Source organism: Extibacter sp. GGCC_0201 (genome assembly GCF_017566055.1).
Taxonomy (GTDB): domain Bacteria; phylum Bacillota; class Clostridia; order Lachnospirales; family Lachnospiraceae; genus Extibacter.
In genome coordinates this window covers 17880-39092 of record NZ_JABFCH010000021.1, presented here as the reverse complement: position 1 = coordinate 39092, position 21213 = coordinate 17880, and the positions used below count along the sequence as shown (strand labels likewise).

Annotated in this window: 17 protein-coding genes; 5 read left to right on the top strand and 12 right to left on the bottom strand. The window is 47.0% G+C overall.

From position 1 onward, the window contains the following. Window positions 1-16: 16 nt before the first annotated feature. From HJV72_RS13890 to HJV72_RS13865, 6 genes are all read right to left on the bottom strand, one after another. Window positions 17-1108 carry an alcohol dehydrogenase catalytic domain-containing protein gene (locus HJV72_RS13890; protein ID WP_208071837.1) on the bottom strand — a complete coding sequence of 364 codons (1092 nt, stop codon included), beginning with the start codon at window positions 1106-1108 and terminating at the stop codon, window positions 17-19. 41 nt (window positions 1109-1149) lie between these two features. Further along, window positions 1150-2271 (bottom strand): ABC transporter ATP-binding protein, encoded by a 1122-nt coding sequence (locus HJV72_RS13885; RefSeq protein ID WP_208071768.1) that lies wholly within the window; start codon window positions 2269-2271, stop codon window positions 1150-1152. Window positions 2272-2275: 4 nt separating this feature from the next. Continuing rightward, window positions 2276-3427, bottom strand: a complete 1152-nt coding sequence (locus HJV72_RS13880; protein ID WP_208071766.1) for an ABC transporter ATP-binding protein — start codon at window positions 3425-3427, stop codon at window positions 2276-2278. 10 nt (window positions 3428-3437) lie between these two features. Continuing rightward, on the bottom strand, window positions 3438-4259 hold the full coding sequence (locus HJV72_RS13875) for a carbohydrate ABC transporter permease (RefSeq protein ID WP_208071764.1): 822 nt from the start codon (window positions 4257-4259) through the stop codon (window positions 3438-3440). Window positions 4260-4307: 48 nt separating this feature from the next. Further along, on the bottom strand, window positions 4308-5243 hold the full coding sequence (locus tag HJV72_RS13870; protein ID WP_066580604.1) for a carbohydrate ABC transporter permease: 936 nt from the start codon (window positions 5241-5243) through the stop codon (window positions 4308-4310). A gap of 137 nt (window positions 5244-5380) precedes the next feature. Beyond that, window positions 5381-6811: an ABC transporter substrate-binding protein gene (locus HJV72_RS13865; protein ID WP_208071762.1), complete on the bottom strand. Its 1431-nt coding sequence runs from the start codon at window positions 6809-6811 to the stop codon at window positions 5381-5383. Window positions 6812-7109: 298 nt separating this feature from the next. On the opposite strand from HJV72_RS13865, the gene HJV72_RS13860 reads away from it, so the two are divergent. Beyond that, complete coding sequence (locus HJV72_RS13860; RefSeq protein WP_208071761.1) at window positions 7110-7712, top strand: DUF624 domain-containing protein; 603 nt, start codon at window positions 7110-7112, stop codon at window positions 7710-7712. Window positions 7713-8492: 780 nt separating this feature from the next. Here HJV72_RS13860 and HJV72_RS13855 read toward each other — a convergent pair. Genes HJV72_RS13855 through HJV72_RS13845 form a run of 3 tightly spaced genes read right to left on the bottom strand, consistent with a single transcriptional unit; the run spans window position 8493 to window position 12015 of the window. Then, window positions 8493-9578, bottom strand: coding sequence for an alcohol dehydrogenase catalytic domain-containing protein (locus tag HJV72_RS13855; RefSeq protein ID WP_208071759.1), 1086 nt, complete (start codon window positions 9576-9578; stop codon window positions 8493-8495). 34 nt (window positions 9579-9612) lie between these two features. Further along, window positions 9613-11121 (bottom strand): FGGY-family carbohydrate kinase, encoded by a 1509-nt coding sequence (locus HJV72_RS13850; protein WP_208071757.1) that lies wholly within the window; start codon window positions 11119-11121, stop codon window positions 9613-9615. Window positions 11122-11145: 24 nt separating this feature from the next. Beyond that, entirely contained in the window at window positions 11146-12015 is an 870-nt protein-coding gene (locus HJV72_RS13845; RefSeq protein WP_208071755.1) for an L-ribulose-5-phosphate 3-epimerase, read from the bottom strand. A gap of 229 nt (window positions 12016-12244) precedes the next feature. Between HJV72_RS13845 and HJV72_RS13840 the strand changes: the two genes are divergently transcribed. Then, a complete protein-coding gene (locus tag HJV72_RS13840) occupies window positions 12245-13030 on the top strand; it encodes an HAD family hydrolase (protein ID WP_208071753.1) in 786 nt (261 codons plus the stop codon). 60 nt (window positions 13031-13090) lie between these two features. On the opposite strand, the gene HJV72_RS13835 is transcribed toward HJV72_RS13840, so the two are convergent. After that, window positions 13091-13783: an L-ribulose-5-phosphate 4-epimerase gene (locus HJV72_RS13835; protein WP_208071751.1), complete on the bottom strand. Its 693-nt coding sequence runs from the start codon at window positions 13781-13783 to the stop codon at window positions 13091-13093. Between the two features lie 267 nt (window positions 13784-14050). Between HJV72_RS13835 and HJV72_RS13830 the strand changes: the two genes are divergently transcribed. From HJV72_RS13830 to HJV72_RS13820, 3 genes are all read left to right on the top strand, one after another. After that, on the top strand, window positions 14051-15319 hold the full coding sequence (locus HJV72_RS13830; protein ID WP_208071749.1) for an amidohydrolase family protein: 1269 nt from the start codon (window positions 14051-14053) through the stop codon (window positions 15317-15319). 43 nt (window positions 15320-15362) lie between these two features. Beyond that, complete coding sequence (locus HJV72_RS13825) at window positions 15363-16670, top strand: MFS transporter (protein WP_208071748.1); 1308 nt, start codon at window positions 15363-15365, stop codon at window positions 16668-16670. Window positions 16671-16733: 63 nt separating this feature from the next. Then, on the top strand, window positions 16734-17819 hold the full coding sequence (locus tag HJV72_RS13820) for a M24 family metallopeptidase (RefSeq protein WP_243765647.1): 1086 nt from the start codon (window positions 16734-16736) through the stop codon (window positions 17817-17819). 81 nt (window positions 17820-17900) lie between these two features. Here HJV72_RS13820 and HJV72_RS13815 read toward each other — a convergent pair whose 3' ends face one another. Then, window positions 17901-19076 (bottom strand): zinc-ribbon domain-containing protein, encoded by a 1176-nt coding sequence (locus tag HJV72_RS13815; protein ID WP_208071747.1) that lies wholly within the window; start codon window positions 19074-19076, stop codon window positions 17901-17903. 192 nt (window positions 19077-19268) lie between these two features. After that, window positions 19269-21200 (bottom strand): lysine--tRNA ligase, encoded by a 1932-nt coding sequence (gene lysS, locus HJV72_RS13810; RefSeq protein WP_208071738.1) that lies wholly within the window; start codon window positions 21198-21200, stop codon window positions 19269-19271. Window positions 21201-21213: the final 13 nt, after the last annotated feature.

The window sequence follows — 21213 nt, the reverse complement described above, 5'->3', positions numbered from 1 at the left end:
TTTTCCTCCTTACGACTTATGCATCCATGCCTGGAACCAGAATCACTTTCAGCGCTCCGTTCTCGCCGGTCTTTGCAATGTGGAATCCCTCTTCCCATCTCTCCAGAGGGAACTTATGTGTTACGACACCTTCGGTCGGAAGCTTCCCGCTGCTAATCCAGTCAATGACCGTATCATAGCAGAACGGGCTTAGATGTACGCCCAGCAAATCTAATTCTTTCCTGTCCGAGATAATAGACCAGTCTACCGTAACCGGCTGCCCGAATACGGAGAATTCTACGAAGCGCCCCATCTTCCGTATAGCGTCAAGCCCTTGCTGTACACTCGACGGATGTCCGGTCGCTTCTATATAGATGTCGCATCCGTAGCCGTCAGTCATCTCTTTGATTTTAGCGGCCACATCCTCTTTTGCAGGATTCAATGCAATATCAGCTCCAAACTCCAGAGCTTTTGCAAGTCTGGCTTCATTCATATCAAGAACTACGAGGCACCTCGGATTTGCCTGCCTGAGGGCTCCCACCATGCCAAGGCCGAGCGTCCCCACACCGGAAAGTACGACGAAATCCCTCGGCGTCACCTGGGCACGCTCCACACAGTGGAACGAACAGCCGTACGGTTCGATCAACGCCGCCTTCTCAATGGGCATATCTGCCGGCACCAGATAGGGAAGTGATTCTTTCGTAAGCTTTACATATTCTGCCATCCCGCCATTAACATTGTTCTGGAAGCCAAACAGATCATGTTTCTCACACATCCAGTGGCGCCCGGTCCTGCAGAACATGCACTCTCCGCACGGTACGATCTGCTCCGGACAGATCCTGTCGCCTATCTTCCAGCTGCCTTTTACCTTCTCCCCGATCTCTACCACCGTACCGACAAATTCGTGGCCCGGAATCATCGGTTCTTTTATGTATTTGGGCTGTCCGTCAAATCCCCAGAAGCTTGCGGCTCCTGCATAAGCTTTCGTATCTCCTGCACAGATACCGCAGGCTTCTACTTTCAGAATCATCTCGCCCTCTCCTGCTCTCGGCGTGTCGACCATTTCGTATCTGTAATCGCCGGGCGCATAGGCCACAATTGCTTTCATTTTTTCAGGTAAACTGCTCATCATGACTACCTCCTTTTCATAATATCTCTTTAAACTATACGCTATTCACGTATGCGGTCTCCCGTCTCAATATCAAACAGATGTGTTTTCTCCCCACGGACCTCCAGCTTGATGATATCGCCGCTCTTATAGCGTGCTTCATCATCAGTGATAAGCATAAGCAGCGCTTCTCCCACATGGATACCGATGCGGCGTTCGTCACCCAGATTCTCAAATGTGGCAACTTCCTCCGGCGCCCCCATAGAATCTGCCCCGCCGATGAGTACATCCATAGGCCGTACCCCCATCTTGCATTTGAACCCGCTGCTCACCACATTATAGTAGCGCTGTGGGACGGCTATCTTCAGATTGCTGTCCTTAAACGTGAAGAAGAAATGCTCCTCCTCTCCGGCAATCGTGGTTTCCAGGATATTCATCGGCGGCTCCCCGATAAAGGAGGCGACGAATTCATTTACCGGGTCGTCGTATACTTCTGCCGGCGTTCCGAACTGCTGCAGCACGCCGAAGTTAATGATGGCAATCTTGTCTGCCAGCGACATCGCCTCTAACTGGTCATGCGTTACATATACGGTCGTACACTTGATGTCGTTGATGAGGCGCTTTATCTCCGTACGCATCGCCTGGCGGGCCTTCCCGTCCAGATGTGACAGAGGCTCATCCATGAGGAGCAGCTCCGGACGCCGGATGATAGCGCGCGCGATATTCACACGCTGCTTCTGACCGCCGGACAGCTTGACAGGCATCTTATCCAGCAGATCGTCACACTGCATCAGCGGCGCAATCTCCTGCACCCGCTTATCAATCTCCGCCTTATCGACGCCCTTGGCCTTTAGGTTAAACGCTATGTTGTCGTATACGGTCAGAGGCGGATACATGGCATAGTCTTCAAAAGCAAGGCCGATGTGTCTGTCTTTCGGGTGAAGATTATTGACGAGCGTATCTCCGATATAGATATCCCCCTTCGTGATATCCTCCAGACCCGCCGTCATACGCAGCGTCGTAGTCTTGCCACACCCGGAGGGGCCCAGAAGCGCTATAAACTCCCCCTGTTCACATACAAGGTTCAGATCCTTTACAGCATAATCATTCTGTACCGCATTTTTCTTCTTTTTGCCGTTGTTCTCATAACGTTTATACAGATGTTCTATTCTCAATCCAGCCATATCCCTACCCCTCCTGTTCTGTCAAAGCCAATACGGCAGCTTCGTTATATCTTGTCAAATATTCTTTTGACTCTGCGTCAAAGAACATAGCGTAGTTAAGTTCCATATCGACATAAATATCCTGATCGATCTTGACCGTGAGTCCATTGGGGGCAATCATCCGAAGCTGAAGCCCGTTCAGCTCCGCGACGATTACGGATTTGTTTCCTATGCTTTCATAACTGTATACCGTACACTTCAGATATCCTTCCCTGGCCTCAAAAGAATAGTTCAGGTTCTGGGGCCGCATACCGATATCTACTCTCTCACATCCCAGATGATCCAGCTTTTCAAACAGTTCATAATCCGTCGGAAGGGCATACATCTTTTCTCCCGCATCCATTACAAATGAATAGGACTCCCCCTCCTTTTTAAGCGTCCCCGCAATCAGGTTGATCTCCGGGTCGCCCATGAGCTGGCTTACAAATTCATTGCGCGGCATGTAATAGATCTCGTCACCGGTACCTATCTGGACAATCTTGCCTTCGTTAACGATGGCAATCCTGTCACCAAGAGACATGGCCTCCATGAAATCGTGGGTTACGTAGACGCTCGTTGTCCCGAAGTTCGCCTGTATCTCTTTCAGCTCCGTACGCATAGAATTGCGGAGCTTTGCATCCAGATGTGCAAGCGGTTCGTCCATCAGATATACCCGCGGCGAACGGACAAGGGCGCGGCCCATGGCGACACGCTGTTTCTGACCGTTGGACAGCTGGCTCGGCAGACGCTGCAGAAGATAGTCCATCTTCATCATCTCTGCAACTTCCTGGATCTTCGCTTTTATGTATGCTTCATCTCTTTTATATAGCGGGCTCCGCAAGGGAGAGGCCATATTGTCATATACTGTCATCTGGGGATACAGTGCATAGTTCTCAAACACCATAGCCGTGTCCCTGTGGGCGGCATCTGTAAGATTCATGACCTCCCCGTCAAATCTGATAACCCCTTCTTCCGGTATCTGGATACCTGCGATACAGTTAAGGATAGTTGTCTTGCCGGCACCTGCGGGACCGAACAGGACAAAGAACTCTTTATCTTTGATATCCAGGGATATGCCGTCCAGAGCCGTAACTTTTCCAAATTTCTTTGTAACATTTTCCAATTGTATTCTTGACATATTCTCACACCTATCCCTTCACAGCGCCAAAGCTCAGACCACGCACTAAATGTTTCTGTATACATAATGCGAAGATAATAGCGGGTAACGCAGACACAGTTGCCGCGACGGCCAGCTGCCCATAATGGGCACTGTCTGTTCCGAGAAACTTGGTAATGGCTACCGTAATCGGCTGTACGTTAGTGCCTGCCAGAATCAGCGGGAACGTAAAGCTGTTCCAGGCGAAGATAAATGCCAGCAGAGCTGCGGATACGAGACCCGGCTTGATCAGAGGCACAAGCATCTTGAAAAATATCTGATACCACGTATAACCGTCAACCTGGGCCGCATGCTCGATCTCCACAGAGATATCTTCAAAATAACCTCTCACGACCCAGATAAGCAGGGGCATGCAAATCAGCTGGTATACCCAGATAAGCCCAAAATAAGAATCATAGATGCCCAGTTTCTGGAAGATCATGAACAAGGGTAGTACGACCAGGATTTCAGGTGCGAACTTGAAAGACAATATCTGAAATGCAATGTCTTCTTTTTTCTTAAAATTATATCTTGCAAGTGCATATGCGGCAGGAACCCCTGCCACGACGGAGACGATAACCGCGCCCCCTGCTACGATCAGACTGTCCAACATATATTTGAGATAATCTGACTGGAATATGACTGCTTTGTAATTGTCCAATGTAGGGCTGAATACAAATGTCGTCGTATACATCTGTGCATCGGGCTTTATTGTCAGGATCAGCATCCATAACAATGGGAACAAAGCAAAAATCGTATATATGACTAACAGTAGATTCTGGACGACACGGCCCAATCTTTTTTTACTTTCCATGCTTTACATCCTTTCTGACTATATGTTTTATGTCTTTTAAGCCGCTGGCTACTCATCCTGTCCGGACGCGAGCTTCTGAGCCATGCGCTGCCTCTTGACAATCTGCTTGGCCACGATATTTATAAATACCCAAAGTACAAGTATGTACGGGAGGGCAAATCCAAATTTCTGGAACTGGAACCCTGTCTGGTATGAGGTCAGGGACAGGTTCATAAGCGTGTCGCCCGGCCCTCCTTTTGTCAGTCCGAATATAATGGCATATTCCTGCAGTGCCGCCATAAGACGGAACAGCAGTGCGATGTATAAGCTTGGCTTCAGCATAGGCAGTGTCAGATTCCGGAAGTTGAACCATGCACTTCCTCCGTCAATCTTCGCTGACTCAAACGGTGATTTTGGAAGTGACTGCAGCCCTGCAAGCACTAACAGCATGCAGAACGATGTATTCACCCATATGTCAATCATCACGACCGTCATCATAGCCGTCGACGCGCTGGCCGCCCACGGGAAGTTATATACCCCGAAGAAGTTCAGGAACTTTTCTACGATACCTACGGAGTTGTTCAGCATCAGCTGCCATATAATGGTAGCGGTAATCGGCGCAACCATAAGAGGGAATATGAGAACGACCCTGAGAATCTTTGAAAATCGATTTTCCAGATTGTTCAGCAGCATGGCAATCCCCAGGCCTATCCCCATCTCAAGCACGGTGCTGAAGAATGCATACCGCAAGGTTACCCATACTGATTTCCAGAATCCCGACGAAGAAAGTATAGTAATCCAGTTCTTCAACCCGATAAAACTGTACGTCGGCATCCGGAATGAGTAGCTTGTCAGCGAGAAATAGATAGACATCACAAAAGGAATCATAATTCCAATCGTAATAATCAGTGCAGGAGCTACAATCAGGTACGGACGCATCCTCGTCTTAAACGGCACCACATTCAGCTCGCTCACCGCGGCACTGTTTTTTTTCTGCTCTTTCATTTGCGTTTCCTCCAATTTCTGTTTTCCTGATTCAATTAAAGCAGGATTTCATATTAGAAAAAAATCAAGGAGGGTCAGGTAACCCCTCCTTGCCTTTCACCCTTAAGAATTAATGAGCTGCTATTGTTTTTCCAGAGTTAATCGGATACTTCTAGATCAGATACAATCGTATCCAGATCCTTCTTCAGCTGTTTCATAGCATCTTCTGTGGATGAATACTTATCAGTAAGTACCAGATCTTGGAGCACTTCCGCCCATTTGGTCGTACACTCGAAGAAGTACGGCTGAGGCGTAAACTGAATCGTCGCATTTTTGGATAACACATCGATGGATTCAAGGTAGTTGTCTGCTTTTCCGACAATTGCTTTGTACTCATCACTCTCCATTACAGATGTACGTGGCGTATCCGGGCTTGCTCCGTCAGTTCCTGCATAAAGCATGTAATCCGGGCTCGTAAAATACTGGATGAAATACCATGCGGCATCTTTATTCTTTGAATCAGCATTCATAGCAAGTGACCATATCCAGACATTTGCCTTCATATCCTCTTCTGTCTTTCCTTCTGGAAGCGGAATCGTTGACCATGCGATGTTGCCCGACTGGTCGGATGCGCCTTCGTAGTTCTGGAAGTAACCGGCACTTGTAGCATCAAATAACATAGCGGCTTTTCCTGCGCCAAGGTCTGAGCTCGCCTCATACCACGTATAGTTGGACCACTGCGGAGCGCCTGCTTCTTTTATCAATTTCACCCAGTAATCCGTCATTTCGATTGCTTCTTTGGAATCCAGCTGGCACACGAGCTTGCCGTCTTCGATTGCAAAGTCTTTTCCACCCCAGGTAGCGAACAATGACATATATCCGGGATGGATAGTGGCCCATTCACGTGTACCGCGTACTGCGATACCGTAAGAACCGGAGCCGTTAAATTCGTTTAGCGATTTTGCCGTCTCAAGCAGCTCGTCTGTAGTCGTCGGAACAGATATTCCTTTTTCCTCAAATACCTTCTTGTTGTAAGCCAGGTTATTCAATTCCCATCCCATCGGGAGTGCCCACTGAGAACCTTCGCCAACTGCGTGCCCCGGAACAAGATCCCATTTAAGAGGATCTACCGTCGCACTGATAAAGTCATCATAATTGTAGTCGGCTGCTGTCTTCGAAGCATCGTTTATGTAATCTTCCAATGGTTCCATATAACCGGCTGACGCATATTCCCATACCTGATATGCACCGGTCATATACACATCCGGAGTACCGGAACGGCTGCTTAAGGATGTGTTCAGCTTGTCGAAGTAATTTGATTCCGGTGTGGATGAATACTCTACCGTAATACCTGTCAGATCTTCAAACTCTTCAATTTTTGAAATTACTGCTTTCGAATAATTATGCTCATTGAACATAACATTGATTGTCGTGCCTTCGTAGTTTTTCCAGTCAAAATCTTCGGCCTTGCCGCTTGACTTTGCCTTGTCGTCATCACCGCCGCCGGAATCGGAGCTTTTGCCGCATCCTGCCAGCATCGAGCCAACCATCACTGCACATAGAAGAACACTGATTACTCTTTTTTTCATACTTTTTTCCTCCCTTTTGATACATTCTCTGCATAAAAAAGTGCTTCTTTTTTCGGTTTACCTGCCCGATTTTTTATGCATTTTGTCTAAAGCCAGTATATTCCCAATCATGTCATTTGTCAAGCATTTTGTCATTTGTCTTGTTTTATGCCGTATTTAAGGTATATTTGCACTAATATAACTTATTTTTTGTTTATTCTTTTGTTTGTTTTTTTCTTTAACGACGTTCTTTTTTCTTGCATCCACCTGTTTTTTATTGTATGATTACTCCATAAACTGATAACCGGAGGTCCGTACTATGAAAGTTTTTGAATATGACAGCGGCTTTATGAAGACTGCTCTTCTGTTGAGCCGTCTGACTCTTTTAAATATTATCTGGTTCATATGCTGCATCCCAATCGTTACGATCGGACCGGCGACAGCCGCCCAATATTATACGGCTAACCGGCTTTTTCGCGGCAGCACAGAAGTCTTGCAGAATTTCAAGTCCGGTTTTAAGCTGCACTGGAAAAGAGCAGCCGTCATCTGGATTGCCTTCGCGCTGCTTACCGTGGCATTTGCGGCAGCGTGTTACATACTGACGGCTGCATCCGTGCCTGGCAGGACCATACTGATATCCATATCCGGTCTTGCCTATCTGACGGCAGCGCTCATCATGCTCTGGGTATACCCGGTTATGATAAACTTTACCGGCAGTTTCGCAGAGATATTGTTCAATTCTTTCGTGTTCACTTTCATGTATGCACCTGTGACGCTCATTGCCGCCGCATTTTATGGTGTTGCCGGATTCTTATTCATCCGTTTTACTTTTACAAAAGGCCTGTGCATCCTGTTCGGCCCGTCCCTGATCGTGTACGGGATACTAGTCTTGTTTGAAAAAGTGTTCAGGAAGTACCGGTAATTGGGGGTTTAAGTAAACTGAGACGCCGCTGGGGAGGTATGGGGCATCTGCTCCGATGCGTCCGGGAACTGCGACTATCACACAGATTCCTAAGCCTGTGGAATGTTCGCCGATAGCGGCTCTCACCCCACAAGCCAAGGAATCTGGTGAGGATTCTCCGTCCCTTCCGCTTACACCTGCGCATCTGTCCCATACCTCCCCAGCGGCTATCTACTTTACTGGCATGGGTGGGGGCGGCTGTGTAACACGATTGGCTGATGGAAGGGATTTGGTTGTGTCAGCATAGTGATAAAGGGCTAAGCAAGCTAAGCCCTTTGCCGAAGAGAAATCTTAATATAAGAAGAGCCGGAATCAGGTACGGGGATATGTATGAGATGACATCCCCTGCCTGGTTCCGGCTCTTCTTGCAGCAATGGCGCGCACGCCTCGCTGCAAGCGCTAAACAACGAACATATTCGCCAGCCTGATTCGTCTGGATGAACAAAACTCTTATCATTCATCTCACGCAGCCAGCGTTCATCCGCTGGCCAGTAACGTCACACAGCCGCACTCGCCCTTGTTAAGTGAAGTAGATAGCGGGCGGGGAGCCGGGTGGGAGATGCGCAGGTGTAAGCGGAAGAGGCGGAGAATCCGTCCCGGAATCCTTAGTTTGTGGGAGAGGAGCTGCTATCAGCGACTCTTCCGCAAAGTTAGGAGGCCGTGGACTAGTCAGAGCCTCGGACGCATCGGAGCAGATGCCACCCGGCTCCCTGTCCGCAGCCACTTTACTTAAACCCCCAGTTAAAACTTGAATGCCACTTTGAAATCGCCGTATTTTCCAGATGCATAGTCGAAGGCCTTCTCCCACTCCTCAATACGGAACATGCTTGAGACGACGCCTTCGGTCTTCAAGCAGCCTTTCATCATATTGTCGATGACGAATGGATAGGCATACGGGCTTAAGTGTGCTCCAAGGATATCCAGCTCCTTCCTGTCTCCGATGATAGACCAGTCGACAGAGGTCTCGGCACCGAACACGCTGAATTCCACAAACCGGCCAAGCTTTCTTGTGATTGTAAGGCCCTGGATAACGCTGGATGGATGGCCTGTAGCCTCGATATATACATCACAGCCGTAATCATCCGTCAAAGCTTTTATCTCCTTGTCAATATCGCAGGTTCCCGGATTGAACACTAGATCCGCACCAAACTCTTTCGCCTTTTCTAGGCGTGCATCCTGCATATCCAGTACGATTAATCGTTTAGGATTTTTCATCCTTGCATATGTAATCATACCAAGGCCGAGTGTCCCTGCACCAGATATGACTACGATGTCCTCATTTGTGATGCTTCCCCTGTCTACCGCATGTTTGGAACAGCCATAAGGTTCTACAAGAAGTGCCTGCTCGATGCTCATATCTTCGGGAACACTGCTGATGACACAGTTCTTTGGATATCTTACATACTCTGCCATACCTCCGTTATTATATGACTGGAAGCCCAGCATATCATGTGGCTGGCACATCCAATAATGGCCGTCTTTGCAGAACCGGCATTTTCCGCATGGAACGATCTGATCCGCAATAATTCTGTCTCCCAGCTTATAGCCTTCTACATTTTCACCCATTTCCACGATACGGCCGAAAAATTCATGACCAGGTATAAACGGAGGCTTTACCCATGCCGGCTGTACATCATCTCCCCAGAACATTGCGGCTCCGTGGCTGCACTTTAAATCGCCGGCACAGATGCCGCACGCTTCTGTCTGAATGATGATATCATCCGGCCCGCAATCTGGTGTGGGATATTCCGCTTCAAAGCGGTAGTCATCTTTTCCGTATGCCACCAATGCCTTCATCGTTTTCGGGGTACTTCCTTGGTTTGCCATAATGTTTCCACCTTTCATTTTTCATCATAATATTCTATACCTCGAACTGTCCCCAGACAGTATCAAGCGCTCTGACCACTTCGCGGTACTTTTCATATTTCTTCTGGTAGACAAAAGTCTTGTCTCTATCCGGATAAATCCGGTCCGATATATGTACCATATGGTCTGCAGCGTCTTTATAATCTTTGTATACTCCTGCCGCGATTGCCGCTGCCATTCCGCAGCCAAGAGCGCCCAACTCCTTTGCCTCCACCGTCTCGATTGGCAGTCCCAGCGCATCCGCGAACATCTGGACCCAGACTTTGGAGTTTACCGCACCGCCCGCCATGCGAATCGCCTCTGGTGGCTTCCTCGAAGACAGAAGGCGCTCGATATGAGTCCGGTGGGAATATGCCACGCCTTCATAGACAGCTCTCAGCATATGTGCCTTGTCATGGTAAGTAGTAAGCCCGACAAACGCTCCTTTCCCGAGCGGATGGGCATTGGATCCATACAGGAAAGGCAGGAAGTATACATCCGATTCTTCCGGCTTTATGCTGCTCACCTTTTCATTTACCACATCGTATATTGTCTTTCCATCCGGTATCTCTTCTCCTTCCATACAGTTTTCCAGGAACCATTCCAGATTGCCGGAAGAAGTGGCGCTGCATTCTTCTACCAGATAGTATCCCGGTACGGCAAATAATGAATTCATCGCAACGCTTCCGTCCAGTACGGGCGTCTTGGAGATGTATTCGTTAATGCTCCAGGTCCCGGCTATCGTACACAGCTCGTCTGGCGACATGACGTTCACCGCGACGGCACAGGCGTCGATGTCAAACATCCCCCCTGCCACAGGTGTCCCTTCCAGGAGCCCGGTAAGTTCCGCCGCCGTTTTTGTAACGGTACCGCATAAGTCATACGAATATCTTACCGGAGCCAGTTTGTCGTATACCTCTCCTATGCCGAGCTTTTCCAGTATCGTCCTGTCGAACCTTGCATGCTTCACATCCATGAGGCCGGAGCCGGAGATGTCTGTCGCTTCACTGTAGGCTTCTCCGGTAAGTCGGAACCGTATATAATCTTTTACAGAGAATACATACTCCATATTGTCGTATACATCTCTGTGATGCTCCTTGAACCATGCAAGCAGCGATACCTGCTGACAGGCCATAAGTTCCTGGCACAGCTGGCCGTGCAGCTCGTCATATACTCCGTTGTCATGCCATCTCTTCGGATATTTCCAGGCGCGGCTGTCAGTAGAAATAATGCCGTTATATGCAGGCCTGCCGTCTTTGCCCCACGGATACAGCCCTTTCCCATGTCCACATACAGCTATTCCAAGTATATCAGCGCCATTCGTCCCTGCCTTCTCAATGGCCCTCTTTACACAGTCACAGTTGGCCAGCCAGAGTTCCTCCATATCACGTTCTGTATAGCCCGATTTCGGAGTGATAACTTTCGTCTGCTTTCCGGCGGAAGCGATTTCCTTTCCTTTCAGATCAAAGATAGCTGCTTTCGTAGAAGTGCCGCCGTTATCCAGACCAATTACATACTTTCCCATTCTCAGAACTCCTTTCCGAACTTCTTATGCGCTGATATCATCCGGCAGGCCGAGAAGATGTCTTGCCCTTTCAAACTGCTCCTCAAGAAAAGCTCTGTTCGTCCGCACGATTTCCCGCCAGTTCTCTTCCCCGCAGTACCAGAATTCCGCAACAAATCTTCTGACTCCCTGCTCATATAGCTTTGCAATGGCCATGGGGAAGTCTACCTGTCCTGTCCCATATGGAATTTCTCTGAATTTTCCAATTACAGTCTCTTTCAGATGGGCTGCCGCGATATGCCCTCTTCCGGTATTGATATCTGCTGCCACATCATTCGTGGCATTAAAGATATTTCCAATGTCGGGGTACACCTGGAGATACGGTGAATTTACCCTGTTTACACTGTACATCGCTTTCTCCACCGTATTCATGAAATCATTTTCCATCGTCTCGATAGCCAGCATTACACCATGGGATGCTGCAAACATCGTCCCTTCTTCCAGATTTCTGTAGAATCTTTCTCTTGTAGCCTTATCGCTCGTCTCGTCATAATAGCAGTCATATCCCTGCGCCTGTATTATACGAATGCCCATTTTCCCGGCAAACAGAATCCCCTTGCGCAGAAGCTCCCTGGCCTCTTTTTCCCACTTTCTACTCCCTAACGGATATTTCCGCTGTGCACTGAAGCAGATTGTCTCTATCGGAATTCCCACTCTTTTCTGTGCTTCTAAGAGCTCATATATCTGTTCGTCGCTCCAGTCAAGCCGGGACATTCTCATATCCGTCTCATCAATGCTCATTTCTATATAGTCAAAACCGGCTTCCCTGGCAGCCTCCAGACGCTCCTCCCATGCCAGCTCAGCGGGCATGGCCTTCTCATAGACTCCAATCCTGTATGTATTCCTATATGACATATCTCCCCTCCTTTCTCTGTTTTGTGCAATTTATATATTTTAAATGATTTTACAAGAACAATTATACGTTTACTGCACAAAAAAAGCAATGACATTTTTCATATTAATTTACATTTGTCCGTTTTGTGCATCATCTCTTTTCTATTTCCTGCCAATGTAATATAATGATACCAAGGTCAAAAGGGCATGCAGAGCCTGTCCATGATTATATTTATATTAGGAGGCTGATATGGTTAAGTTGATTGCCAGTGATTTGGATGGCACACTTCTTCAGAATGGGGCACAGCGCCTGAGTCCGGAAGTATTTGATATGATAAGAACGTTGAAAAGTCATGGCATTTTATTTACTGCTGCCAGCGGCCGCCAGTACACGAATCTGCGGCGCCTGTTCGCACCGGTAAAGGATGATATTGCCTACGTGGCGGAGAATGGCTCCTTAAGCATCTATGAGGGGAAAACACTTTCAAAGGGAACGGTCAGCAGGAACCTGGGACTTCGCATTCTTGACGCGGTCCGAGATTACGGGCGCTGTGAATGTATCGTATCCGGGGAGCGCGTCTGCTACACAGATTCACGGAATCCCCGCTTCGCGGAACATATGTTGAATGTTGTCGGTAACGACATGGAATTTGTAGATGATTTAAAGACAGACGTAGAAGAGCCCTTCTTAAAGCTGGCGCTCTGTGACTTTGACGGCACCGCACATACGGAAGCACATTTTAAGGAACTCTTTTCAGATGAAATCAAAATCGTGACATCCGGTAATATCTGGGTTGATTTTATTACCCCTGGAGCCAATAAAGGGAATGCACTGCAGGTACTTTTGGATTATCTTGAGATTGACGCACAGGACTGTATCGCCTTCGGCGATCAGTGCAACGATGAAGAGATGCTTCAGCTTGCAGGCACAAGCTATGCCATGTCTTATGCGCCGCCGGCTGCCTTACGGCATGCCTCTTGTACGACAGATTCGGTTGAAGAAGCGCTGGCAGATATTATTAAGGAGCTTGAATAAACCGGCGTATTCTGCAGGCCTGGCTGGAGGCTGCGGAATACGCCGGTTCTGTGATTCCGGTTATTTCTTTTGTCCATAGTATGCATTTGCGCCGTGTTTTCTATAGTAATGCTTATCCTGCAGATCCTGAGGCGCGGGCCGCACCTGCGGGTTAATCAGCTCACATCGGGCCGCCATCTTCGCCACCTCTTCCAGGACGACCGCGTTGTGTACCGCTTCGTCCGCATTGCTTCCCCACGTAAAAGGCCCGTGGTTCTTACAGAGTACGGCAGGCATCGCCATGTATTCTTTTCCTTTGAAGTGTTCTGCTATCAGCAGGCCTGTATTCTTCTCATAGGCCTCTTCTATCTCTTCTCTCGTAAGATTGCGCACACAAGGAATCTCCCCATACATGTAATCAGCATGAGTCGTTCCATAGCAGGGTATCCCTCTGCCGGCCTGGGCCCAGCTGGTCGCCCATTCGGAATGGGTATGTACGATTCCTCCCATATCCGGGAATGCCTTGTAGAGCTCAAGGTGGGTCGCCGTGTCCGAAGAAGGATTATATTCACCCTCAACTTTATTCCCATCCAGATTCATAACTACCATATCTTCTGCTTTCAGCTTATCGTAATCCACACCGCTTGGTTTAATGACAAACAGTCCCTTTTCTCTGTCTATCCCACTTACATTACCCCATGTAAATGTAACCAGCCCGTACTTTGGAAGCAGCATATTCGCCTCATACACTTCTTTTTTTAACGCTTCTAACAAGTTCTTCTCCTCCTTTTATCTCGATATTTTATAAAGCTATACTACAATACATGCCCGCCGATTACAAGCTCTAATCCTATTACATCATTCAGGCAGAATCTCTTTCACCAATCTTCTAGAAATAGAGATTGTTAAAAAAATATGTATTCAAATAAAATATTATTTATGCTGTAAAAATATAGATTATATTTTCATATTTATAAAAATTTATTTACAATTATTTTATTCATGTTATAATATTATCAAATTCAATGCGGAGGTGAAGCAATGAAAAAATCACACTTGATTATTTGTGGCAGACTTTTCGATGGAATTCATGAAGACTTGACACCAGATATGGAAATCCTGGTAGAAGGCAGCCGTATTACAGCAGTGGGCAGGAATCTTTCCAGACCGAAGGATGTGAACGTAATCAATCTGAAGCATCTCACGGTTACGCCAGGGATGATTGATGCCCATGTGCATGGCAATCTGATGCGATGGCAGGAAACCGACAATATCCTCTTTCAGTCAGAAGGATATAGTACACTCGCCTTCCTGCATACCGCAGAGCGCTGCCTGGAGAGAGGTTTTACCACAATCAGATGTAACGGGATGGGGCCGGCAGGCTATGGCATCGTAGACGCCAGGAATGTGATTGACAGAGGACTGTTCCCTGCTGCCAGGATGAATGTCGGCGCACATATGCTTGGAGGACCGGGCATGCCGGGAGACATGAGCATGTATGCATGCACCAATGAACCACTTTCGGATTATATGCAGATAAAGACAATCGGGAGCGGCAGGGATTTCTTCCGGAATCAGGTTCGCAGGGAGGTAAAGTACGGCACTGATTTTATCAAGATCTTCTTGTCAGGCAGTTTCCTGAGTCCGGACGGAGGTCCTGAAATCAGCTATCTGGACGACGAGGAATTACAGATCATCATCCAGACGGCACATGATCTGGGAAAACCGGTCACAGCACATGTGTATCCGCCAAGAATGATGAAAAAGCTGCTTGAATTCGGAATCGACGGTATGGAGCACGGTGCGCTCATGGACGAAGAGACCGCCAAAATGTTCGAAAAGCAGGATACATATTTAGTTCCAACATTTTCACCATTTCAGGATGTCATCGAAGGAAATGATAATCTTGTTGACAAGAATACAGAAGACAGCCAGATGAAATTAAGAAAATTCGCACCACGTTTGAAAGAAAGCAGACAGATTATCAGAGACAGTAAGATCAGGCTCGGTTTTGGATCTGATTTCTGCGCCGTCCATCAGCCATACGAAAGCTGGTACGAATACAGAAGCTGGATGCGTTCGGGCATGGGGGCATTCCGAACTTTAAAGGCTGCAACAAGCGTAAATGCAGGAATCTTGAAAATGGACCACCTGATTGGAACAATCGAGCCAGGCAAGCTGGCAGACATAGCCGGATGGCACAGGGACCTGTTAGACGACTGCGACGCATTGAGCGAGTGCGACTTCGTTATGAAAAACGGCTGCGTCTATCCCACTGCTGACATAGTTGTGGACGGGTATACGAGGTAACTGAAGGATTAATGGATTGTAACCGATATGAAGGAGAAAACATATGGATAACAACGTTGGATATAAAAAGAACAGACCTATTATATTATTGATAGCACTGGCAGGTATGACTGCCTATCTTCTGCCTTATTTCCGCTACTACTACTATGATGCGTATCTGGCATATTTTGGAATCAACGATCTGCAGATGGGCGCTCTTGGCAGCGTATACGGTGCTCTGGCAATCGTAGGTTACTGCCTTGGCGGATGGGTAGCTGACAGAGCTCCGCTGAAAATCGTAGTTCCAGGCTCCCTCGTCGTGACCGGTGCAGCAGGACTGATCCTGCTTACCAAACCGGCATATCCTGTCCATGTTGCTATCTATGCGATATGGGGAATCACGACGATTCTGACATTCTGGAATCCGCTTATGAAGGTTCTGCGGACACTGAGCAGGTCCGAGGAGCAGGCCAGAGGATATGCACTGTTTGACATGGGACGGGGCATCTTGAATTTCGGCTCAGGATTGCTCATTATGGCTGCATTTACTGCCCTGTGCAGAGTTGTCGGAGACACACGGGGCATGACCGGACTGATTGTCTTCTACGCTCTCGAAGCTATCATCGTAGGTGTCATCTGTTATTTCGCTTTGAGAAACAGACTGCCGGATTTCACAAAGACCGCAAAGGAAAAAGACACCAACTTTGCCCGTGAAGTGCTAAAGGCACTCAAGATGCCGACTACGTGGATGCTGGTCATCATTATGTTCACTACGTACGGCGTTATCATCAGCTATACCTATGTCGTGCCATATTGTACAGCCGCCTTTGGAATGTCCGCGGCACTGGCAGGTATTATGGGTTATGCGGCAAATGGGTTCCGTTTTGCAGGGTGCTGGATCGGCGGACAGATTGCAGACCGTAAAGGGCTATCTTCCATGATGCTGGCAAACCTTGTCCTCATGGCTGTTGGCGTGGCAGGACTGCTCGTCACACCAAAGTCTATGAAATTCATGTGGATGCTTATCATCAGTATCGCAATCTTATGTATGTTTATGTATTCTGCACAGGCGCTGCATTATGCTATAATGGAAGAAGGTAATTATCCGATAGAGACGATGGGTGCCGCAACATTCATCATCACCCCGTTAGGCTACGGCGCCGAGAGCATCATGCCGTTATTCAACGGCTGGTGCCTGTCTACCTTTGACGGCATATCCGGGTACCGTGTCATGTTTACAGGATTCCTCATCCTCATCGGAATCGGCTTTCTTGCATGTATGGGATACAGACATTTTACCAAAGAACGCCGTGCGGAGCTCGCAAAGCTGAGGGCAGGTGGAGGCGCTGCCGCAGAAGCAGAAGCCGGCTAATGTCGAAACCGCCATATCTGTTACGGTACCGTACATATTTTATTATGAAAAGGAGCAGAAGTTATGATGAATAAGAAAAGATTTGCAAGAGTTGTAGAAAATATGAAGGCATCCGGCCTGAGCCAGATACTCGTCACAGACGACCCGTCCATATTTTACCTGACGAAGCGGACTGTCAATCCGATGGAACGCTGCGGCGCTATATTGATTAAAGACAGCGGAGAAGTACATGCATTTATGAATAACCTTTTCTGCTTCGATCCAATCGAAGGCATGATAATGCACTATTACGCAGACGGCGAAAACCCATATGCACTGATTGCAGCGGAACTTAAGCCCGGTAAGGTCGGTTTTGATAAGAACTGGCCGTCCAAACACACGATTTCCATCCTGCAGGAAAGAGACGATATCATTCCGGTGCTGGGTTCTGATTGTGTAGATCTGTGCAAAAGCCAGAAAGACGAAGAGGAACGTGAACTATTACGCAATGCCTCGAGAATCAACGACATGGCTGTTGAATTCGCCATCAGCCATATTGACCCGAGCCTGGATGAGAAGCAGCTCTCCGATATGATTGAAGAATTCTTTGAAGCGCATGGCGCCGCCAGAGATATACAGCTCCAGTATGTGTGCTACGGCAAGAACGCGGCCGAACCACACCACGGGGCTGTGGCGGGAGAAAAGCTGAAAGAGGGCGATGCAGTGCTGTTCGACCTCTGGGCGCCTGTCGACAATTACTGGTGTGACATGACACGCACCGTATTCTACAAGAGTGTCAGTGATGAGCATAGGAAAGTATACGAAATCGTAAAAGAGGCGCAGCAGGCGGCTATTGATTTTGTAAAACCCGGAGTTAAAATGTGCGATATTGACGCCGTTGCCCGCAAGGTTATCACCGATGCCGGTTACGGAGACAAGTTCCTCACCCGCACCGGACATGGCGTCGGCATGACTGTCCATGAGCCGCCGGAGGCAAGCGCATCCTGCGACCTGATTGCACAGCCTGGCATGTGTTTTTCCATCGAGCCAGGCATCTATCTGAAAGACGACGTCGGTGTCAGGATTGAAGATCTTGTAATCGTGACAGAAGACGGATGTGAAGTATTGACGAAATACCCGAAAGAGCTGCAGATTGTCGGAAACGACTGATGTAAAGAACTGAGAAAGGGGCAGAGCCGGATTCCACGACTCTGCCCCTATGCTGCATCAAGCTGGTATCCCACACTTTTCCTATTCCATACGTTGACCAGCTAAAGTTATCACTTTTTTCGATTTGGATATAGTATAATTTGAATCCCCGAATTTGGCGGAAGCATATAGACTGTTTTCCGAACCATTTGTCACACTGGTTAAGATATCACCTACCGAATCATAATTACTGTCTGGTACGAATCCCGCAACACTGCAATACCACTCTGCAGTAAGCAAGTTTTCGTCTACAAATATCCAGCCTTTTTTGCTCCACATAAATGATGTTATTTCATACTTACAATCAATATCTTCATCCGATGAACTGTTAAACTTCAATACCGCCTCAGTCCCTGTTTCTATTTTGTTATCAGAGACATTATTCACATCCAGCTTTTTAACTCCCGCTCCTTTAGTTTCATTCAATATATCTGCCATGGCATTGTATCTTTCAATAAACTTGTTTATGGAATATGGGTTGTTCTTTATATTTTCAACCATTGCTTCACTATCTTTATATTTTAATTTATCTAAATATTTTAATGCATTCTCATAATCTTTTTTTTCATACAGCCCTTTTCCTATAATATATTTACATTCACCTAAAAGTTCTTTACTATCTTCATAATCTTCTATCATTTCTAAATTTTTAATTGCTTCTTCATATTGATCATATTCCATATATAAAACCGACTGCTTATATATGCACTCTTGCGTTGCTGCTTCTACGTCCTTTCCAGAACCGGCGGCTTGTAATTTTTCCAAAGCCTCTGTGTACTGCCCTTCTTCTATCAAATCTTTACCCCAATCCAGATGACACTTTTCTATCATTTCATCAGAATTCTTATATCCATCTAACTTTTCAAATGCATGTATAGCCTTTTCATACTCTTTGTCAGCTAATAAATTTTCCGCTTTTGAATACGCTCTAAGATTTGAAGTAGCAAAGAAAACAACAAAAGCTATTACTATAACAGAAGCTGCTGCTATTCCAATAATTATTTTATTTTTATTGTTTGATTTTTTATTGTCCGTACAATTATGTATATCTTCATCTGGATTCTTATTCTCATCCCCGTCTCCATCAAGGACTGGCTTTTCTTCAAATTCTTTATCTGCCTCTCCACTTGTCTCTGAAACAGAAAACCCACAATAGATACACTCCTTGCTTTTATCATCAATCTCTTTCCCACATTTTGGACATAATTTTAATGCCATAAACTTTCCTCCCTCATACCTCATAGTCTTTAGCGACATGTTACAAAACATCTTGTTTTTTATTATATATATTTTATCATGGATTCCCGGAAATTCCATCATAATATTCACGACTTTATAAATTTAAAGACAAAATAAAAAAGCCCTTTCTGAAATTGCTTCAAAAAAGGCCCTTTAAAGTTAACTTATTTTTTAATACAGCTTTGCACCAGCCGGGATATGATCATCAACCATAAGAAGATGAAGTTTTTCTTCTCCTTCTTCCTCGTGGATTGCTGATATCAGCATACCGCAGGAATCGATTCCCATCATAGCCCTTGGTGGCAGGTTTGTGATAGCAATCAGTGTTTTTCCAACCAATTCTTCTGGTTCATAATAATCGTGAATACCGCTTAAAATGGTACGATCTGTATCTGTTCCGTCATTCAGGGTGAACTGAAGGAGTTTTTTGGATTTCTTAACAGCTTCACAAGCTTTTACCTTTACAGCTCTGAAATCGGATTTGCTGAATGTATCAAAATCAACCATTTCCTCAAATAACGGCTCTACCTTTACCTTAGAAAAATCAATCTTCTCAGCCGGTTTTTCAGCCTCTGTCCGATCTGCTGTTGAAGCTTTAGAAGCTTTCTTATCCGTATCAAGGCTCTTCATCGTCGGGAACAGCAGCACATCCCGGATTGCAGCCGCGTCAGTCATCAGCATGCACATCCGGTCAATTCCAAATCCGATGCCTCCGGTAGGCGGCATACCGATTTCCAGTGCATTAAGGAAGTCCTCATCTGTCGTATTGGCTTCTTCATCGCCCTGTGCCAGCAGCTCTTCCTGTGCCTTGAAACGCTCTCTCTGGTCAAGCGGGTCGTTGAGCTCGGAATAAGCATTCGCCATCTCCCATCCGTTCATAAAGAATTCAAACCGTTCCACGTACTCCGGATTCTCCGGCTTCTTCTTCGTGAGCGGTGATATCTCAATCGGGTGATCCATAACGAATGTCGGCTGGATGAGATGCTCTTCTGCAAATTCCTCGAAGAACAGGCTCAGGATATCTCCCTTCTTATGCCTGTCCTCATATTCAACATGATGCTTGTCGGCTAATGCTCTGGCCTCCTCCAATGTCTGTATGTCGTTCCAGTCCACTCCGGCATACTTTTTCACTGCGTCAATCATCGTGATTCTCTCGAACGGCTTGCCGAGATCCATCTCTACACCATTGTACACGATTGTCGTCGTACCGAGCACCTCCTGTGCCACATGGCGGTAAAGGTTCTCTGTGAGATCCATCATTCCGTTGTAATCGGTATATGCCTGATATAATTCCATGAGTGTAAACTCAGGGTTGTGTCTCGTATCAAGCCCTTCGTTGCGGAATACACGACCTATCTCATATACTTTCTCGAGACCGCCCACGATAAGGCGCTTTAAGTAAAGTTCCAGGGAAATCCTCAGCTTGAAGTCCTCGCCAAGCGCGTTAAAATGCGTCTCAAACGGCCTTGCCGCGGCCCCTCCGGCATTGCTTACGAGCATCGGCGTCTCTACTTCCAGAAATCCCTGTCCGTCCAGGTATCTCCTGATGGCACTTATAATATGGGAGCGCTTGATAAAGGTATCCCTTACTTCCGGATTCATAATCAGGTCCACATATCTCTGACGGTAACGAATATCCGTATTCGTAAGTCCGTGGAACTTCTCAGGGAGAATCTGGAGGCTCTTGGACAGAAGCTTCACTGCTGATGCATGTATGGAGATCTCCCCGGTCTTCGTCTTAAACACTTCGCCTTCTACGCCAACGATGTCCCCGATGTCGAGCTTCTTGAATTCCCTGTACGCCTCTTCTCCCATGCTGTCCCTTGCCACATATGACTGGATGCCTCCGCTCTGGTCAAGCACATTGCAGAAAGAAGCCTTGCCCATGACACGCTTCTGCATGACACGTCCTGCCACAGATACGTGCTTTCCTTCCATCTCATCATAGTGTTCCTTTATATGTGCGGCATGGGCAGTCGCCTCATAGCGCATGACCTGATAAGGATCCTTCCCATTATCTTGAAGCTCTTTTAATTTTTCCCGGCGGACCTTCCTTAACTGGTTGATATCCGGCTCCTGTACATTTCCCTGCTGTTTGGACACGTTACCCTCTCCT

What these genes read in the sequence shown, in the direction of transcription:
- HJV72_RS13815 (WP_208071747.1), bottom strand. Translation starts at nt 19,076, where the DNA reads ATGGCATTAAAATTATGTCCAAAATGTGGGAAAGAGATTGATGATAAA.
- HJV72_RS13825 (WP_208071748.1), top strand. Translation starts at nt 15,363, where the DNA reads ATGGATAACAACGTTGGATATAAAAAGAACAGACCTATTATATTATTG.
- HJV72_RS13845 (WP_208071755.1), bottom strand. Translation starts at nt 12,015, where the DNA reads ATGTCATATAGGAATACATACAGGATTGGAGTCTATGAGAAGGCCATG.
- HJV72_RS13830 (WP_208071749.1), top strand. Translation starts at nt 14,051, where the DNA reads ATGAAAAAATCACACTTGATTATTTGTGGCAGACTTTTCGATGGAATT.
- HJV72_RS13850 (WP_208071757.1), bottom strand. Translation starts at nt 11,121, where the DNA reads ATGGGAAAGTATGTAATTGGTCTGGATAACGGCGGCACTTCTACGAAA.
- HJV72_RS13855 (WP_208071759.1), bottom strand. Translation starts at nt 9,578, where the DNA reads ATGGCAAACCAAGGAAGTACCCCGAAAACGATGAAGGCATTGGTGGCA.
- HJV72_RS13875 (WP_208071764.1), bottom strand. Translation starts at nt 4,259, where the DNA reads ATGGAAAGTAAAAAAAGATTGGGCCGTGTCGTCCAGAATCTACTGTTA.
- HJV72_RS13890 (WP_208071837.1), bottom strand. Translation starts at nt 1,108, where the DNA reads ATGAGCAGTTTACCTGAAAAAATGAAAGCAATTGTGGCCTATGCGCCC.
- HJV72_RS13820 (WP_243765647.1), top strand. Translation starts at nt 16,734, where the DNA reads ATGATGAATAAGAAAAGATTTGCAAGAGTTGTAGAAAATATGAAGGCA.
- HJV72_RS13885 (WP_208071768.1), bottom strand. Translation starts at nt 2,271, where the DNA reads ATGGCTGGATTGAGAATAGAACATCTGTATAAACGTTATGAGAACAAC.
- HJV72_RS13870 (WP_066580604.1), bottom strand. Translation starts at nt 5,243, where the DNA reads ATGAAAGAGCAGAAAAAAAACAGTGCCGCGGTGAGCGAGCTGAATGTG.
- HJV72_RS13880 (WP_208071766.1), bottom strand. Translation starts at nt 3,427, where the DNA reads ATGTCAAGAATACAATTGGAAAATGTTACAAAGAAATTTGGAAAAGTT.
- HJV72_RS13860 (WP_208071761.1), top strand. Translation starts at nt 7,110, where the DNA reads ATGAAAGTTTTTGAATATGACAGCGGCTTTATGAAGACTGCTCTTCTG.
- HJV72_RS13865 (WP_208071762.1), bottom strand. Translation starts at nt 6,811, where the DNA reads ATGAAAAAAAGAGTAATCAGTGTTCTTCTATGTGCAGTGATGGTTGGC.
- HJV72_RS13840 (WP_208071753.1), top strand. Translation starts at nt 12,245, where the DNA reads ATGGTTAAGTTGATTGCCAGTGATTTGGATGGCACACTTCTTCAGAAT.